Genomic DNA, 15,219 nt, shown 5'->3' on the forward strand with positions numbered 1-15,219 from the left:
TCTTCTCTAACCACACTGCACCCCACCGTAGACGCCGGAACCGGCCCACACGCGCCGTTCACGGCGGTGGCGGTGGCAGGATGGACGGACCCGACCGGATGGAGGTGCCGATGGACACGCCGCTCACCCCGGTGACCGAGGACTGGCAGCGGGCGCTGGCGATCGTGGCGCACCCCGACGACCTGGAGTTCGGTGCCGCCGCCGCGATCGCCCGCTGGACCGCCCAGGGCAAGCAGGTGGTGTACTGCCTGGTGACCAGCGGCGAGGCGGGCATCGACGGGATGGCGCCGGAGCAGGCCCGCACGGTACGCGAGCAGGAGCAGCGCGCCTCGGCGGAGCTGGTCGGCGTGGACGTCGTCGAGTTCCTCGGCCTGCCCGACGGAATCCTGGAGTACGGCGTACCGCTGCGCCGGGAGCTGGCGGCCGTGGTGCGCCGGCACCGCCCGGAGATCGTCATCACGAACAACTTCCGGGAGACCTGGGACGGCGCGGTCACCCTCAACCAGGCCGACCACATCGCGGTGGGCCGGGCCACGCTGGACGCGGTCCGGGACGCCGGCAACCGGTGGATCTTCCCGGAGCAGCTGACCGACGAGGTCGAGCCGTGGAGCGGGGTACGCCAGGTGTGGGCGGCCTCGTCGCCACGCGCCGAGCACGGCGTGGACACCACCGAGACGTTCGCGCAGGGGGTGGCGTCGCTGGAGGCACACGAGGCGTACCTGACCGGGTTGGGTGACGGCAGCTTCGACGCCGAGGAGTTCCTGGAGGGCGGCGCGCGGCCGGTGGGGAGCCGGTTGGGCGTGCGCTACGGCACCTCGTTCGAGGTGTTCCACTTCGACCTGTGGTAGCCGACCGGCCCGCTTCACGCGTGGTGGGGCGGGCCGGTGTCGCCAGTGCCCGGGTCAGGGCATGATCCGGGCCAGGTCGTCGGGCATGGTGTCCTTCACCTCGTCCCACTCGCCCTGGGTGATGTGCCGGCGCAGGGTGTCCAGCACGACCTGGACCACCCGCTCCGGGCCGCCCTGCACGTCGTACGGGAAGCCCTGGCGGACCTCGTACAGGAAGTCGTCCCGGTTCAGCTTGATCGGCACGTCGGACGGCTGCCAGCCCTCGAAGTAGATGCCGCGCACCACCATCGGCAGTTGGGCGGAGAACTCCACGCTCTCCTGCACCGGCATCCGGTCGCGCAGCAGGTGCAGCACCGTGCGCAGCGCCGCGTACGACTGGTTGCGCTGCTCCTTCGGCCACCCGTACGCCTGCTCGATGTCCTTGAGGATCAGGATGGTCTTGTCCATCGAGGACTCGACCGCCGACTCGAACCGCTCAGACATCCGTCCACCCCCGTAGGTCGGTCTCCCACCGTCGGTCGTCGTGCCGTCGCGGCGGCCCCGTCGGGCCGCTCCGGGACCGAACCGGGCTGCTCCCGGCTCGTGGCACGCTCCGGACCTGGCCGGACGCGCCGACGACCCGCAGCACCGCGCCCTGTCGTCGCTGCCGCACCACCTGAGCCGTCATCGCCCACCACCCCCCGCGGTGTCGCCGTTCTCCGTGTCCACCCCAGCCTGCCGACCTGCCGGGTGACCCACCCTCACCCCCACCGGATGACCCACCCTCCCGCCGCCGCGCCGGATCTCGACCCCGAGTTCCGGCGACGAGCGCGACCCGCTCCACGCGATCATGGAGTCGCGGCAGTCACGAATCGGGGTTGGTCACCACGAAACGACAGCCACAACTCCATGATCGGCGCGGGCTGGCGAGGCGCGGGCCGGTGCGGGTGGGGTGGGTGGGGTGTGCAGTGGGCGGGCTCAGGCGGCCCGGCGCTCGCGGGTCTGCTTGCAGGTCACGCAGGTGGTCGCCGACGGGAAGATCTCCAGGCGTTCCACCGGGATCGGCGAGGTGCAGCCCTCGCAGAAGCCGTACGTGCCCTCGGCGAGACGCGTCAACGCGTGCTCGAACTGGGCGCGCCGGTCGAGGATGGTCCGCAGCAGTGACTGCGCGGTGTCCCGCTCGGCGGTCTTGGTGCCGCTGTCGGCCTGGTCGTCGCCGGCGGTGTCGCCCACCTCGACCAGCCGCAGCACGTGGCTCTGCTGCACCGCCTGCTCGTACTCCGCGGACAGCTCGTCGTGGCGGGCCTGCAGGGAGAGTCGGATCTGGTCGATCTCCGCCTGGGATCGGCCCGTGCCGACCGTGTCGTGGACGAGCATCGCTGCCTGCCTTTCCTGGGCCTCGTCATCATCGCGGGCGGAAGTGTCTCCACCCGGTCATACCGCCCAGTCGAGGACTCCCGGGCGCCGTGAGCCCCGCGATTACCCAGCCCGTCAGCAGGTCAAACCGAGTCGTCGTCGGATTCCACGATCGCGGGACGGCGCGCGTCGTCGGCCCGGACCACCAGGTCGGCGAAGGTGGCGGGGGCGACCTCGTCGGCGTACCGGGCGAAGGCGGGCAGCGTCCAGGCCAGGTCGGGGGCGGTGCGGCGACTCAGCGCGCCGGGCGACAGTTCGAGGTGGACGACGACGTCGAAGGGCAGCCCGCCGCCGAGCAGGAACGTGCCGCTGACCAGCACCACCCCGCCGGGCGGCAGGGCGACGTAGTCGGCGCGGCTGGCCCGGTCGGCCCCGGCGTCCCAGAGCGAGGGCAGCAGGCGGCCGGTGCCGTCCGGCCCGGCCGGGTCGAGCACCTCGCGGCGCAGGCCGGCCTCGTCGACCCAGCCCTCGTAGTAGGAGTCCGGGTTGGTCCGTCCGCGCTCCAGGCGTACCGAGGCGGGGCGGAGGAAGTCCTCGGCCCGGACGTGCAGCACCGGGCGGCCGAGGGCGCGCAGCGGGTCGACCAGGGCGGTGGCCAGGTCGTCGGGGCGGGCGGCGGGAGCGCCGTCCACGGCCACCCGCAGCCGTCCTGTCGGTTCGGCGGAGGCGAACCGCTCGGCCAGTTCGGCGACGAGCAACTCGGGTGAGACCGGACGCACACGCATCCGACAATCGTGCCCGGTCACCGTCGGGCGTGACGGGCCACCCGCCCGGCGGGCTCCCGTGCGGTCGAGGGTCCGGGTGGATACGGCGGTGCCGTCGAGGTCCGGGCGGGTCAGGCGGTGCGGTCGAGGGTGACGCGGGCGTCGTCGGCGAGCCGGTAGCCGACACCGTAGACGGTGGTGACCAGGGGTACGTCGACGCCGACCTTGCCGCGCAGCCGGCGTACGTGCACGTCCACGGTGCGGACCCCGGCGTGCTCGTAGCCCCAGACGGCGTTGAGCAGTTGGAGCCGGGTGAACACCCGGCGGGGGTGTGCGACCAGGTGCAGCAGCAGGTCGAATTCCAGCCGGGTCAACGGCAGCGGCTCGCCGTCGCGCAGCACCGAACGGGACGAGGCGAGGATGTGCAGGGTCGGGATGGTCGGGGCGATCTGCCGCGATGGCGCGCGTCCGGCGGGAACGCTCTCGGTCCGCCGCTCCGGCACCACCGGCGGGCTGGCCACGATCGTCCCCTCGCCGCGTTCCAGCAGTTCCCGGGCCGCGTCCAGCAGCCGCCGGGCGGCCGGCGTCAACGACTCCTCGCAGACCAGCGGAATGGAGAGGGTGACGGTGAGCACGGGTGTGGTGGAGTTGGCCGGACGTCGCTGACCGCCGGGCGGGCGACCGGGCACCGCGGGCTGGGACGTATGCCATCCGGCGCGCGACGATGCGGGGCTGACCGACATGGTCCTCCTTGGCTGGTCCGGGCTTTCCCCACGGCCCCGGGACGCCGCCTTATCGATGCTTCCCGGCGCCCGTGCGAGGGTCAAGAGGCGGCCGCGTTGCATGAATGTGACAATTGACCGACACATCGGAGCCGACCGCTCGCTCTGCGTACGAGGCCAGTTGATTACAGCAGAGTCGTAAAGTTGACCTGATACGGGGGTGGCTGTCGGGTTTCGCGTTCCCCCGATGGTGTGACGCGGTCCGGCGCGCCCGGCGACGCGCACCGACCACCGTCACGCGCACGGGACAGACCGGTGCGGCGCGTCCCGTCGCAGGACACGCCGTACCGGTCCGTCGGGTTCACCGCTGGACGGCCACCCGGGCGTCGTCGGCGAGGCGGTACCCCACACCGTGGACGGTGGTCAGCAGCGGCGTGTCGACGCCGAGCTTGGCGCGCAACCGGCGGACGTGCACGTCGACGGTACGGGCCACCGCGTGGTCGTAGCCCCACACCGAGTTGAGCAACTGGAGCCGGGTGAACACCCGGCGCGGGCGTTCGGCGAGGAAGAGCAACAGGTCGTACTCGATGCGGGTCAGCGGGACGTCCCGGTCGCCCTGACGCACCCGGCGCGGCCCGGTGAGGATCTGCACGGTCCGGGGGTCCTCCGCCACGGTGGGCCGCTCGCCGCCGTCGCCGCCCGACACCCGCCCCTCGCCCGACTCGGCGAGTTCGCCAAGCAGTTCCAGCAGGCGGTTCAGGCGGGGGCTCGCGGCCGCCGAGGCGAGGTCGACGGTGATGGTCAGGGTCGGCCCGGTGCGCTGCCGCACCAGTCGGGCGCGGTTCGTGCGGCCGGGCGGATGCTGGCGCGGGCTGATCGCGACGACGGACATGGTGGCCTCCTGGGACTACCGCCACGCCGGGTGGGCGTGGATGTTCAGCGGGACGCCCGGCCGGCGGTCGCCGGGGACGCGAGGGTGGAAGGTCTGGTGGGTGGAGTGGGTCCGAGCACGGGCAGTCCGGCGATCCGCCAGGCGGCGAACCCGCCGGTCACGTCGGTCGCCCGGTGCAGGCCGATGTCCTGCAGCGCGGCGGCGGCCAGCGACGAGGTGTAGCCCTCCTGGCAGATGACGACCACCGGCACGTCGTACCCGACGGCCTGCGGCAGCCGGGCCGCGCAGCGGGGGTCGAAACGCCACTCCAGCACGTTGCGTTCGACGATCAGCGAACCCGGCACGGTGCCGTGCGCGGCGCGCTGGGCGGCCGGACGGATGTCGACCAGCAGGGCGCCGGTCCGGTGCGCCACGTGGGCCTGTTCCGGGTCGAGCCGGTCGAGTCGGGTGCGGGCGGCGGCCAGGATCTCGTCGATGCCCCGGGAGCCCGGAGGCGGCACCGACGCCGGACAGCGGGCGGCGACGGAATGGTTCTGCGACATCATCGGTTCCTTCCAAGGGGTACGCGGCCGGGCGCACGATCGGGTGGCGACGCGGCGTGGGTGATCACCATGCCACGCCGGCCTCGGCCACCTCGGCGACGAGCAGCCGGCCGTGTGCGAGGCGATAGCGGGTCATCCGGCTCAGGGCCGGGCGGTAGACGTGGACGCTGACCGCGGGGTCGGCGTGCCGGTTGGTCACCACGTGCACGTGCCGGGGCCCGAAGCGTCGGCCGGAACCGGCGGCGAGCAGGTGCGGGCGCAGCCGCCCGCCGCTGACCGTCTCCTCGGTGAGGACACCCGCCGCGACCAGGAAGGCGCCGGAGGAGCCGCCGTGGTCGTGCAGGTCGGTGCCCTGCCCGGGCAGCCAGCTCAGCGCCCACACCTCGTGGTGCTCGTCGGCATCGAGTCGGGCGTACCACCGGGTGGTCGGGTCGAAGCGCAGCGGTACGGGCCAGCTCGCGGTGTCGGCGGCCCAGCGCCGGGCGACGGCGAGCAGGTCCGGCTCGGTGACGGGCAGAGCAGACATGGGACCTCACGAACGGTCAGCGGTGCGGATACCGGACCAGTCTAGAATGCATACCCTATAGGTTTAGTAGGTAATCCTACATTCTGGGAAGCAGGCGCGGACCGCGCCGCACGGCGCCGGGACGCCACCACTAACCTGTACCGGTGAGCGAGGAACTCGACGCCGAGACCCTGGAGTTCGCGCACCGGATGTTCGACCTGGCGCGCGACGGCGCGACCACCGAACTCGCCGGTTACGTCGACGCGGGGCTGCCGGTCAACCTGACCAACGAGCGGGGCGACACCCTGCTGATCCTGGCGGCGTACCACGCCCACCCGGAGACCGTCGCCGCCCTGCTGGAGCGCGGCGCCGACCACGCGCGTACCAACGACCGGGGTCAGACCGCCCTCGCCGCGGCGGTGTTCCGCAAGAACGCCACGGCGGTCCGCGCGCTGCTCGGCGCCGGCGCGGACCCGGACGGCGGCAATCCGTCCGCCGTGGAGACGGCGCAGTTCTTCGACCTGCCGGAGATGCTCACGCTGCTGCGCCCCACGGCCTGAGCCGACGGGTCAGGCCGCCGGGCGGGTCGCCTCGACGAGGAAGCGCCGGGCGTACGCGACGAAGGTCCCCTCAGCCTCGATGCGGGCGTGCAGGCGGGCCAGCGCCGGCCGGTGCGCCGCCACGGTGAAGCCGGGCACCGTCCAGACCACCTTGCGCAGGAACCAGACCACCGCGCCGATGTCGTGGAAGACCGTCCGCAGTGTCGCCTCGCGCAGGTCCACCACGGTCAGACCGGCCGCGCGGGCCTGCGCGACCTCCTGCTCCGGATGCCGGTACGCCGGTGGCGGCAACGGCCCGAGCACGGCCTCGCTGAGTTCGCGTACCGTCCCCGGCCCGATCTGCTGCGACAGGAACGTGCCGCCCGGCCGCAGCACCCGCGCCACCTCCGGCCAGTCCGTCCGCACCGGATGCCGGCTGACCACCAGGTCGAAGCTGCCGTCGGCGAAAGGCAGCGGCGCCTCCGGGGACACCGCCACCACGGTCGCGCCGAGGGGACGCAGATTCTCCCGGGCCACCGGCACGTTCGGCGGCCACGCCTCGGTCGCCACCAGCCGTCGGGGCGGACGCGGCACCTCGGCGAGCACCTCTCCCCCGCCGGTGTCGACGTCCAGTGCCGCGTCGACCGTCGCCATCCGCTCCGCCACCAGGCGGGCGTACCCCCAGGGTGGACGCTCCTCGGTGGCCCGCCCGGCCAGCCAGTCGAACCCCCACCCCTCGACCGGGGCGGACTCGCCGTCGGCGAGTAGTTCCTCGAAGCTCGCTGCCGTGGACACCATGGGGGCCAGCGTCCTCGGGACGCCCTTGGCCCGGCAACCGGATTAGGTAGGTGTAAGGAGGGGTCCCCTGCTATGCACCAGGCGTTAGCAGGGGACCCCTCCTTACACATCCGTCCCTACGGGCGGGGCCGGACGACCTCCACGGTGGGGCCGTCCACGCCGCGCAGGCCGTCGAAGCCGGGCGCCGCGGCGCCGGCGGACTCGAAGTGCCGCATCAGCCGCGAGCCGAGGTGCACGCCGACGCCGCCGATCGCCAACGCGACCACCTGGACCACCAGCAGCGCGGGGGCCGCGCCCCGGTTCGCCGCGTCGGCCCGGACCAGGCAGGAGATCAGGAACAGTCCGGCCATGCCGGCGTTGACCAGGTTGAAGGTGATCGCGGTGCGACGGACCCGGTCCGGCGGCACGTCCCACAGGTCGACCATGCCGGCGATCGCGGTCAACGCCGCCGCCACCAGCGCGGCCACCGCCGTCCAGTAGCCGACCTCACCGAGGAAGACCGGACCGCCGACGACGTCGGCGAGGTCGAAGATGGTCGCGCAGACGAAGAGCCCGTACGGGAACGTCACCAGCATCGGTTGGATGGGATGCCCCTGCACCCGCAGCCGGCTCTGCATCGATTCCCCCCTGGGTCGGATCAGCCGTCAGTCCAGGGTGCTACCCGGACGCCGGCCGGGTGAAACGACGCTCAGGTTTCCCGAGGTCGGGAGACCGTGCTGACCAGCCGCTCGGCCACCTCCCGCAACGGGATCGACAGTGACGAGGCCGCGCTGCGCAGCACCTCGAGGGCGTCCTCGGACGGGCAGCCGCGCTGCGCCATGACCACCCCGACGGCGTGGCCGATCACCCCGTCGGCCAGCAGCGCGGCGTCCTCGGCACCGACCACCGCGGCCCGCCGCTCCCGCTCGCGTACGGCGGCCAGCAACAGACCGGCGTGCTCGGCGAGCAGCATCGCGGTCAACTGGTGACCGGTGGAGAGCACATCGGACTCACCCGCATAGAGGTTGACCGCACCGATCACCTGCTCGTCGATGTCGACCGGTGCGGAGATCACGCCGTGCACACCGAACTCCCGGGCGCGGGGCGTCCAGTCCGGCCAGCGGGGCTCGGCGTCGAGGTTCTCGGCACCGACCATCTCCCGGCGGCGGATCGCCTCCATCGCCGGGGTGTCCGGGCCGAAGCTCACGTCGTCCAACCCGGCGAGCGGGGCGTCGGAGGCGGCCACTCCGGCGGGCTCGCCGGCCCGCAGCGCGGTGAAATCGCACCAGCTCACCCCGGGCAGGGCGTCACGGGTGATGCGCACCATCGCGGTGAGCGCCGCGTCGAAGTCGTCCACCGCGATGAGTCCGGCGGTGAGTTCCCGCAGCAGGGCCGCTGTCTCCAGGACGCCGAAGGTATCGGCCGGCGGAGGGCTGGTCTCCAGGTTCACCGGCAGCCCGCCCCGGTCCCCGCGGCCAGCGTCGTCACCTGAATCCTCCTCGGTCTGCGCCTCGACCTGACGGCGGCTCCGGTAGCACGGACCTGCCCTACTACCCACCAGAACATGGGTCGAAACGGCGCAAACCAAAGCCCCTCCCAGGGTACGACGACCGCCGGGAGGGGTGTGGTCGGGTCAGCGGGATCCGGCTCCGGACAGGCGACGGCCGACCGAGGCGATCAGTCGGTCCAACTCGGAGCCGAACGGGTTGTCGTGCACGAGGTAGGTCCAGGTGGCGCTGGGCCGGCTCAGCTCGGACTCGTCCGGCTCCCAGTCCTCGTCGAACTCGGTCTCCTCGAAGGTGGCCAGCGTACGGGCCTCGATCTCGGGCACCAGGTTGGTGAAGGCGGGCACGGCGGCGCGGTGGAACTCGTCCAGCGGGTCGAGGCGGCCCAGGGCACGCAGGTGCACACCCTCGCGTACCTCGGAGAGCTCGGCCAGGTGCGCGGCCCAGAGCCGGTCGAGGTGGTAGAGCGCGATCGACCGGGCGGCCCGGGCGAGCAGGTCCTCGTCCATCTCGCCGGCCTTGTCGGGCATCTTGTCCAGCAGCATCAGCGCCGCGACGTCGCTGGTCAGCAACCGCTCCCGGCGCTCGGCGAGTGCCTTGCGCTGCTGCTCGATGACCACGCTGTAGCGCCAGGTGTTGCGGTGGATCTCGTGGTTGACCCCTTCCGCGACCCGCTGCGCGTGCTCCACGGCGTAGTCCACCTGCGCGTCGGTGACCAGGCCGTCGGCGTTCATGCGGGGTGAGGGCGGCACGGCGTCGCCGGCGTGCCGGACCACCAGGTCGTCCTCCAGGCTGACGAAGAAGACCGACCCGCCCGGGTCACCCTGCCGCCCGGCCCGGCCCCGGAGCTGGTCGTCGACCCGGCGGCTGTCGTGCCGGCCGCTGCCGATCACGTAGAGGCCGCCCAGCTCGGCGACCTGGTCCCGGTCGGCCTGGTCGCTGCCGCCGAGGCGGATGTCCACGCCCCGGCCGGCCATCTGGGTGGAGACGGTCACCGTGCCGTGGGCACCGGCCTCGGCGATGATCGCCGCCTCCTCGTCGTCGTTCTTGGCGTTGAGCACCACGCAGGGCACGCCGGCCGCGTGCAGACCGGCGGCGAGTTGCTCGGACTCCTTGACGTCGAGCGTGCCGACCAGCACCGGACGCCCGTCGGCGTGGCAGCGCTGGATCTCGTCGATCAGCGCCTCCTCCTTCTCGGCCCGGGTGGCGTAGATGCGGTCCGGCTCGTCCACCCGCACGCACGGGGTGTTCGGCGGGATCACCGCGACCTCCAGACCGAAGAACTCCCGGAGCTGGTCGCCGACCAGCACGGCGGTCGCGGTCATGCCGCACACCTTCGGGTAGAGACCGATGTACGCCTGCACGGCGATGGTGCCCAGCACCTCGCCCTCGGCGGTGGCGTCCAGCCCCTCCTTGGCCTCGACCGCGGCCTGGAGCCCATCGGGCCAGCGTCGCCGCTGGGCGACCCGGCCACGCATCTCGTCGATCAGCTCGACCGTGCCGTCCCGGACGATGTAGTCCACGTCCCGGTGCAGCAGGGCGTGCGCGTGCAGCGCCACGTTCACCGCGGAGAGCTGCTCGACGTTCTCCTCGTCGTACAGGTCGATGCCGAGCTTGGCCTCGACGGCGGCCAGGCCGGCGGAGGTGAAGGCGGCGCTGCGGCCGTCCTCGGCGACGGTGTAGTGCTTGCCCTTGCGCAGGCCGCGCACCAGCCCGGCGGCGGTGTGTACGGGGTCCTGCTCGCCCGGCACCGAGCCGGCGAGCACCATCGGCACCCGGGCCTCGTCGATCAGGATCGAGTCCGCCTCGTCGACGATGGCGGTGCGCAGCGGCGGCTGGACCCGGTCGGCGATGTCGGTGACGAGTTGGTCGCGCAGGAAGTCGAAGCCCGCCTCGCTGACCGAGACGTAGGTCACGTCGCAGGCGTACGCGGCCCGCCGCTCGATCGGGGTGGACGCCTCGTTGACCCAGCCGACGGTGAGCCCGAGGAGCGTGTAGACCGGCTCCATCCACTGGGCGTCCCGGCGGGCCAGGTAGTCGTTGACGGTGAGCACGTGCACCGGACCGTTGCCGAGCCGGACGTGCCCGTACGCGGCGATCGCGGCGGTCAGCGTCTTGCCCTCACCGGTGGCCATCTCGGCGACCTTGCCGGAGAGCAGCGACATCGCGCCGAGCAGCTGCACGTCGTACGGCCGTTGGTCGAGCCCGCGGCGGGCGGCCTCCCGGCCGAGCGCGCAGATCTCCTCGTAGCTCGACGCGGCGTCGGCGGCCTCGGTGAGTTCGGCGTCGTCGAACGCCGAGACCTTCTCCTCGCGGGCCTCGATGGCCGGCAGCAGCTTCTCCAGCGGGGCCAGATCGACCGTGGTCCCCGGGCGCTGGAGGAACCGGCGGAACCTGGTCTTCAACCGTTGCGACACACCCATGAGCCGCAACGGTACGCGACCGGAGGCCGGTTGTGACGGCCCGACCGGCGCGCCGTCGCGCGAGCCGACCCGGCCGCCCGCTCCTCCGACCGGTCGGCGGCGGCTAGTCCGCAGGTCAGCGACGCCTTGCGCTCTGCGAGGTCCCGGCGGCGCCCCTCGTCGGATACCTGCCCGGACCGGACGCAATCAAACGTTCATCCGACGGGAACGTGCCGGGCGCACGGTGGTGATCAAGCTGGGGGATGGATCCGATTAGCGTGCGGGGTGCTGGGAAATCCGACTCCCGGTCTTCCCGCGACGATCAGGGGGTGCCTGTGCGGAACACTGAATCTCTGGTCTCGCCCGTGGTGGAGGCCTGGGCCACGTATCGGACGACCTCGGCGGCCGACTGGCCGACGCGGCGGCTGCTGCGGGCCAAGGGTGACAGCCGGGTCAGCGTGGTGTTGCCGGCGCGCAACGAAGAGGCCACCGTCGGGGCGATCGTGTCGACCATCCGCGAGCACCTGATGGACCGGGTGCCGCTGGTCGACGAGTTGATCGTGGTCGACTCGCGGTCCACCGACCGGACCGCCGAGGTGGCGCGGGCTGCCGGTGCCGAGGTGGTCGGCCAGGACGCGATGACCCAGGGGCTGCCCCGGTTGACCGGCAAGGGCGACGCGCTCTGGGCCGGGCTGGCCGCGGCGGAGGGCGACGTGGTGGCGTTCGTCGACGCCGACCTGCGGGAGTTCCGGCCGCACTTCGTCACCGGGCTGATCGGCCCGCTGCTCACCGACCCGTCGGTCGACTTCGTCAAAGGCTTCTACCACCGGCCCCTGATCAACACCAGCGGGGTGGAGGCCGACGGCGGCGGCCGGGTGACCGAGCTGATGGCCCGGCCGATGCTCAACCTGTTCTGGCCGGAGCTGGCCGGTTTCGTGCAGCCGCTGGCCGGTGAGTACGCCGGCCGCCGCGAGGTGCTGGCCCAGGTGCCGTTCGTCTCCGGTTACGGCGTGGAGACCGCGATGCTGATCGACCTGCTGGAACTCGTCGGGCTGGACGCGCTGGCCCAGGTCGACCTCGGCGAACGCAAGCACCGGCACCAGGACACCGCCGCGCTGGGCCGGATGTCCGCGCAGATCATGCTCACCGCCTGGTCGCGGCTGCAGCGCCGGGGCTGGGCCAACCCGGACGTGCTGCCCACCGCGCTGCTCACCCAGTTCCGCCGGGGCGGCTCCGACGCCCTGCCGAACCTGGACCGGGAGATCGTGGTCAGCGACGTGTCGGTGGAGGAGCGCCCGCCGCTGGCGGAGCTACGGCACCGGGTGCCGCGACGGCGGGTGGCGGCCACGTCGTAGCGACGCTCGTGGCGGTAGCGCTCCCACGTCGGCGGCGTACGTCTGGGCGGGTCACCGCAGCCCGGCACGGTTTCGCCGGGCCGCCGGTCGGGTAGTTGGCAGGCCGTGCGGCGGGTGGGATCCAGGAGGCCGCAGGGCGGGCGAGAGCGCAGGCGGGCGAGGACGAGTCGAGGGCGGAGATGGCGAGCCGGATCATCTGTGAGGTAGACGACGCAGCAGCGGTCACCGTCGTCCGGCTCGCCGGCACCCTCGACCTGACCACCACCCGGACGGCGTACCGCGTGCTGGACCGGTGTCTGGCCGACCAGCCCGACGCGCTGGTGGTGGACCTGTCCGGGCTGCGGGTGGATCACCCGTTGGCGGTGTCGGTCTTCGTCGCCGCCGCACGCCGCGCCGCCGGCTGGCCGGTGGTGCCGATGGTGCTCTGCGCGCCCGGGCCGGCGGCGGCCCCGCTGACCGAGTCGACGGCCTGCCGGGTGGTGCCGATGCGGGGCTCCTGCGACGAGGCGACCCGGGTGGCCGGCGCGTCGGCCGTGCCCCGGCTGCGGGTCCGGCTGGAGCCGGTCGCGGCGGCCTGCCGACGGGCCCGGGAACTGGTCGTCGACGCCTGCGCGCGGTGGAACCTGCCGGAGGCGGTCGGCCCGGCCTCGGTGGTGCTCAGCGAGTTGGTCGGCAACGTGGTGCGGCACGCCGGCACGCCGATGCAGGTGACCGTGACGCTGCGGCGGCCGTGGTTACACCTGGCGGTGGTCGACGGCAGCAGCACGCCGGCCGAGGAGGGCCGGTCCGGGCACCACGACGAGGGCGGCCGGGGCCTGCTGCTGGTACGCGAGCTGGCCGACCGCTGGGGCAGCGCGCCGGCCGGTGACGGAAAGGCCGTCTGGGCCACGCTAGCGGCCAATTGACCGAAATTCCCCCTCTCGCCTGGTTACATGGTCGACGGGGCGGGTAGCCACGCCCGTCCTTTTGCGTCGTCAGCGGGGTGAGAGCGCATGCCCAAGCGGGTAACCACCGAACCCGGACAGGACCGAGGGCCGGCCATCCTGGCCCCGGCCCGGTTCGGCGGCTATCCGGGCCCGCTGCGCAAGCCGTTGCCCGGCGGGAAGCTGGTCAGGTTCCTGGCCACCACCGACCACAAGCAGATCGGGCTGCTCTATCTGCTCACCTCGTTCGGCTTCTTCGTACTGGCCGGCATCGAGGCGATGCTGATCCGCGCCGAACTGGCCCGTCCGGGTCTGCAGTTCCTCTCCCCGGAGCAGTACAACCAGTTGTTCACCTCGCACGGCGCGGTGATGCTGCTGCTGTTCGCTACGCCCGCCGCGTTCGGCTTCGGCAACTACATCGTGCCGATCCAGATCGGCGCGCCCGACGTGTCGTTCCCCCGGCTCAACGCGCTGGCGTACTGGTTGTACCTGTTCGGTGGACTGATGGTGATCGGCGGGTTCCTCACCCCGCAGGGCTCGGCCGACTTCGGGTGGACCGCGTACACGCCGTTGAGCACCGTGGAGCACTCCCCCGGCGTCGGCGCGAACATGTGGGTGGTCGGCCTGGTCGTGTCCGGTCTGGGCACCATCCTCGGCGCGGTCAACCTGATCACCACGATCCTGACGCTGCGCGCGCCCGGCATGACCATGTTCCGGCTGCCGATCTTCACCTGGAACATGCTGTTCACCAGCGTACTGGTGATCCTGGTCTTCCCGTTGTTGGCCGCCGCGCTGCTGGCGCTGACCGCCGACCGGCTGCTCGACGCGCAGGTGTTCAACCCGGACACCGGCGGGCCGATGCTGTGGCAGCACCTGTTCTGGTTCTTCGGGCACCCCGAGGTCTACATCATCGCGTTGCCGTTCTTCGGGATCATCACCGAGGTCATCCCGGTCTTCTCCCGTAAGCCGATCTTCGGTTACACCGGCCTGGTGCTGGCCACCATCGCGATCACCGTGCTGTCGATGACGGTGTGGGCGCACCACATGTTCGCCACCGGCCAGGTGCTGCTGCCGTTCTTCAGCATCCTCAGTTATCTGATCGCGGTGCCGACCGGGGTGAAGTTCTTCAACTGGATCGGCACCATGTGGAAGGGGCAGCTCACCTTCGAGACGCCGATGCTGTTCTCCATTGGCTTCCTGGTGACGTTCCTGCTCGGCGGCCTCACCGGCGTCCTGCTGGCCAGCCCGCCGGCCGACTTCCACACCCACGACACCTACTTCGTGGTGGCGCACTTCCACTACGTGGTCTTCGGGACGGTGGTCTTCGCGCTCTTCGCCGGCTTCTACTTCTGGTGGCCCAAGATGACCGGGCGACTGCTCGACGAACGGCTCGGCAAGATCCATTTCTGGACCATGTTCGTCGGCTTCCACGGCACCTTCCTGGTGCACCACTGGCTGGGCAACGAGGGCATGCCCCGGCGGTACGCGGACTACCTGCCGACCGACGGCTTCACCACGCTCAACACGATCTCCAGCGTGTTCTCGTTCGTGCTGGGTGCGTCCACGTTGTTCTTCATCTGGAACGCCTGGAAGTCGTGGCGGTTCGGCGCCCAGGTGACGGTGGACGACCCGTGGGGTTTCGGCAACTCCCTGGAGTGGGCGACCACCTGCCCGCCGCCGCTGCGCAACTTCGACCGGATGCCGCGGATCCGCTCCGAGCGGCCGGCCTTCGACGCCAAGTACGGCGAACTCGTCTCCGACCTGGGTCGCGACCTTCCGCAGCGGACGGTCAAGCCGCCGCAGGACTTCCGCGACGAACTGCACCGCGAGACGCACCCGCCCGAGTCGCCGGCGGCCGGGGGCGCGCACGGTGCGCCGGAGGCCGAGGCGTACCAGCCCGCGCCGCAGTCCGGCGCCCGGCCGGTGCAGGTGCCGACGCCGGAGGAGGTCCGCCGTCCCAGCTTCGCCGACACCGACGAGCCGGAGGACGACCCGCTGGGCGCCGAGCGCCGGGAGCAGAACGACAGGTGGCGGCACCCGCGCGGACGCGGTGACGGCACCGGGAACTGAGCCGGCGGCGAAGTACGGCCGCGGATGTTAGGAGGGGTCC

16 protein-coding genes are annotated in these 15,219 nt (G+C 72.3%); 5 read left to right on the forward strand and 11 right to left on the reverse strand.

The genetic code is table 11. From position 1 onward, the window contains the following. Window positions 1-80 precede the first annotated feature (80 nt). Window positions 81-848 carry a PIG-L deacetylase family protein gene (locus HUT12_RS19900; RefSeq protein WP_236146041.1) on the forward strand — a complete coding sequence of 256 codons (768 nt, stop codon included), beginning with the start codon at window positions 81-83 and terminating at the stop codon, window positions 846-848. Between the two features lie 54 nt (window positions 849-902). On the opposite strand, the gene HUT12_RS19905 is transcribed toward HUT12_RS19900, so the two are convergent. From HUT12_RS19905 to HUT12_RS19935, 7 genes are all read right to left on the reverse strand, one after another. Beyond that, window positions 903-1,331 carry a DUF2267 domain-containing protein gene (locus tag HUT12_RS19905; protein WP_131057497.1) on the reverse strand — a complete coding sequence of 143 codons (429 nt, stop codon included), beginning with the start codon at window positions 1,329-1,331 and terminating at the stop codon, window positions 903-905. A 474-nt stretch (window positions 1,332-1,805) separates the two neighbouring features. Further along, window positions 1,806-2,204 (reverse strand): TraR/DksA C4-type zinc finger protein, encoded by a 399-nt coding sequence (locus tag HUT12_RS19910; RefSeq protein WP_131057494.1) that lies wholly within the window; start codon window positions 2,202-2,204, stop codon window positions 1,806-1,808. Between the two features lie 122 nt (window positions 2,205-2,326). Continuing rightward, on the reverse strand, window positions 2,327-2,968 hold the full coding sequence (locus HUT12_RS19915; RefSeq protein ID WP_176094335.1) for a uridine kinase: 642 nt from the start codon (window positions 2,966-2,968) through the stop codon (window positions 2,327-2,329). Between the two features lie 110 nt (window positions 2,969-3,078). Then, on the reverse strand, window positions 3,079-3,690 hold the full coding sequence (locus HUT12_RS19920; RefSeq protein ID WP_131053496.1) for a winged helix-turn-helix domain-containing protein: 612 nt from the start codon (window positions 3,688-3,690) through the stop codon (window positions 3,079-3,081). A gap of 340 nt (window positions 3,691-4,030) precedes the next feature. Then, window positions 4,031-4,474 carry a winged helix-turn-helix domain-containing protein gene (locus HUT12_RS19925; RefSeq protein WP_176095874.1) on the reverse strand — a complete coding sequence of 148 codons (444 nt, stop codon included), beginning with the start codon at window positions 4,472-4,474 and terminating at the stop codon, window positions 4,031-4,033. Window positions 4,475-4,605: 131 nt separating this feature from the next. Continuing rightward, complete coding sequence (locus HUT12_RS19930; protein ID WP_176094336.1) at window positions 4,606-5,103, reverse strand: rhodanese-like domain-containing protein; 498 nt, start codon at window positions 5,101-5,103, stop codon at window positions 4,606-4,608. 64 nt (window positions 5,104-5,167) lie between these two features. After that, entirely contained in the window at window positions 5,168-5,629 is a 462-nt protein-coding gene (locus HUT12_RS19935; protein WP_131053493.1) for a cysteine dioxygenase family protein, read from the reverse strand. A gap of 143 nt (window positions 5,630-5,772) precedes the next feature. On the opposite strand from HUT12_RS19935, the gene HUT12_RS19940 reads away from it, so the two are divergent. Then, window positions 5,773-6,168: an ankyrin repeat domain-containing protein gene (locus HUT12_RS19940; protein WP_131053492.1), complete on the forward strand. Its 396-nt coding sequence runs from the start codon at window positions 5,773-5,775 to the stop codon at window positions 6,166-6,168. A gap of 9 nt (window positions 6,169-6,177) precedes the next feature. On the opposite strand, the gene HUT12_RS19945 is transcribed toward HUT12_RS19940, so the two are convergent. The 4 genes from HUT12_RS19945 to secA2 form a co-directional block, all read right to left on the reverse strand. Next, entirely contained in the window at window positions 6,178-6,945 is a 768-nt protein-coding gene (locus HUT12_RS19945; RefSeq protein ID WP_176094337.1) for a class I SAM-dependent methyltransferase, read from the reverse strand. A gap of 116 nt (window positions 6,946-7,061) precedes the next feature. Beyond that, complete coding sequence (locus HUT12_RS19950; protein ID WP_131053490.1) at window positions 7,062-7,562, reverse strand: DUF2231 domain-containing protein; 501 nt, start codon at window positions 7,560-7,562, stop codon at window positions 7,062-7,064. Between the two features lie 71 nt (window positions 7,563-7,633). Further along, on the reverse strand, window positions 7,634-8,374 hold the full coding sequence (locus HUT12_RS19955; protein WP_176094338.1) for a GAF and ANTAR domain-containing protein: 741 nt from the start codon (window positions 8,372-8,374) through the stop codon (window positions 7,634-7,636). Window positions 8,375-8,557: 183 nt separating this feature from the next. Next, window positions 8,558-10,852, reverse strand: a complete 2,295-nt coding sequence (gene secA2, locus HUT12_RS19960; protein WP_131053488.1) for an accessory Sec system translocase SecA2 — start codon at window positions 10,850-10,852, stop codon at window positions 8,558-8,560. 347 nt (window positions 10,853-11,199) lie between these two features. Here secA2 and HUT12_RS19965 point away from each other — a divergent pair, with 347 nt between their 5' ends. The 3 genes from HUT12_RS19965 (at window position 11,200) to ctaD (ending at window position 15,179) form a co-directional block, all read left to right on the forward strand. Further along, window positions 11,200-12,186, forward strand: coding sequence for a glucosyl-3-phosphoglycerate synthase (locus HUT12_RS19965; RefSeq protein ID WP_236145758.1), 987 nt, complete (start codon window positions 11,200-11,202; stop codon window positions 12,184-12,186). Window positions 12,187-12,365: 179 nt separating this feature from the next. Next, window positions 12,366-13,091, forward strand: a complete 726-nt coding sequence (locus HUT12_RS19970) for an ATP-binding protein (RefSeq protein ID WP_176094339.1) — start codon at window positions 12,366-12,368, stop codon at window positions 13,089-13,091. Window positions 13,092-13,178: 87 nt separating this feature from the next. After that, window positions 13,179-15,179 carry a cytochrome c oxidase subunit I gene (gene ctaD, locus HUT12_RS19975; protein WP_176094340.1) on the forward strand — a complete coding sequence of 667 codons (2,001 nt, stop codon included), beginning with the start codon at window positions 13,179-13,181 and terminating at the stop codon, window positions 15,177-15,179. Window positions 15,180-15,219 lie beyond the last annotated feature (40 nt).

The sequence above is a fragment of the Verrucosispora sp. NA02020 genome (assembly GCF_013364215.1).
In the GTDB taxonomy this organism is placed as follows: domain Bacteria; phylum Actinomycetota; class Actinomycetes; order Mycobacteriales; family Micromonosporaceae; genus Micromonospora.

Bases quoted from the DNA above. Each gene is read 5' to 3' on its own strand.
- HUT12_RS19970 (WP_176094339.1), top strand. From the start codon at position 12,366: ATGGCGAGCCGGATCATCTGTGAGGTAGACGACGCAGCAGCGGTCACC.
- HUT12_RS19945 (WP_176094337.1), bottom strand. From the start codon at position 6,945: ATGGTGTCCACGGCAGCGAGCTTCGAGGAACTACTCGCCGACGGCGAG.
- HUT12_RS19950 (WP_131053490.1), bottom strand. From the start codon at position 7,562: ATGCAGAGCCGGCTGCGGGTGCAGGGGCATCCCATCCAACCGATGCTG.
- HUT12_RS19905 (WP_131057497.1), bottom strand. From the start codon at position 1,331: ATGTCTGAGCGGTTCGAGTCGGCGGTCGAGTCCTCGATGGACAAGACC.
- HUT12_RS19915 (WP_176094335.1), bottom strand. From the start codon at position 2,968: ATGCGTGTGCGTCCGGTCTCACCCGAGTTGCTCGTCGCCGAACTGGCC.
- HUT12_RS19935 (WP_131053493.1), bottom strand. From the start codon at position 5,629: ATGTCTGCTCTGCCCGTCACCGAGCCGGACCTGCTCGCCGTCGCCCGG.
- HUT12_RS19920 (WP_131053496.1), bottom strand. From the start codon at position 3,690: ATGTCGGTCAGCCCCGCATCGTCGCGCGCCGGATGGCATACGTCCCAG.
- HUT12_RS19910 (WP_131057494.1), bottom strand. From the start codon at position 2,204: ATGCTCGTCCACGACACGGTCGGCACGGGCCGATCCCAGGCGGAGATC.
- HUT12_RS19930 (WP_176094336.1), bottom strand. From the start codon at position 5,103: ATGTCGCAGAACCATTCCGTCGCCGCCCGCTGTCCGGCGTCGGTGCCG.
- HUT12_RS19900 (WP_236146041.1), top strand. From the start codon at position 81: ATGGACGGACCCGACCGGATGGAGGTGCCGATGGACACGCCGCTCACC.
- secA2 (WP_131053488.1), bottom strand. From the start codon at position 10,852: ATGGGTGTGTCGCAACGGTTGAAGACCAGGTTCCGCCGGTTCCTCCAG.
- ctaD (WP_176094340.1), top strand. From the start codon at position 13,179: ATGCCCAAGCGGGTAACCACCGAACCCGGACAGGACCGAGGGCCGGCC.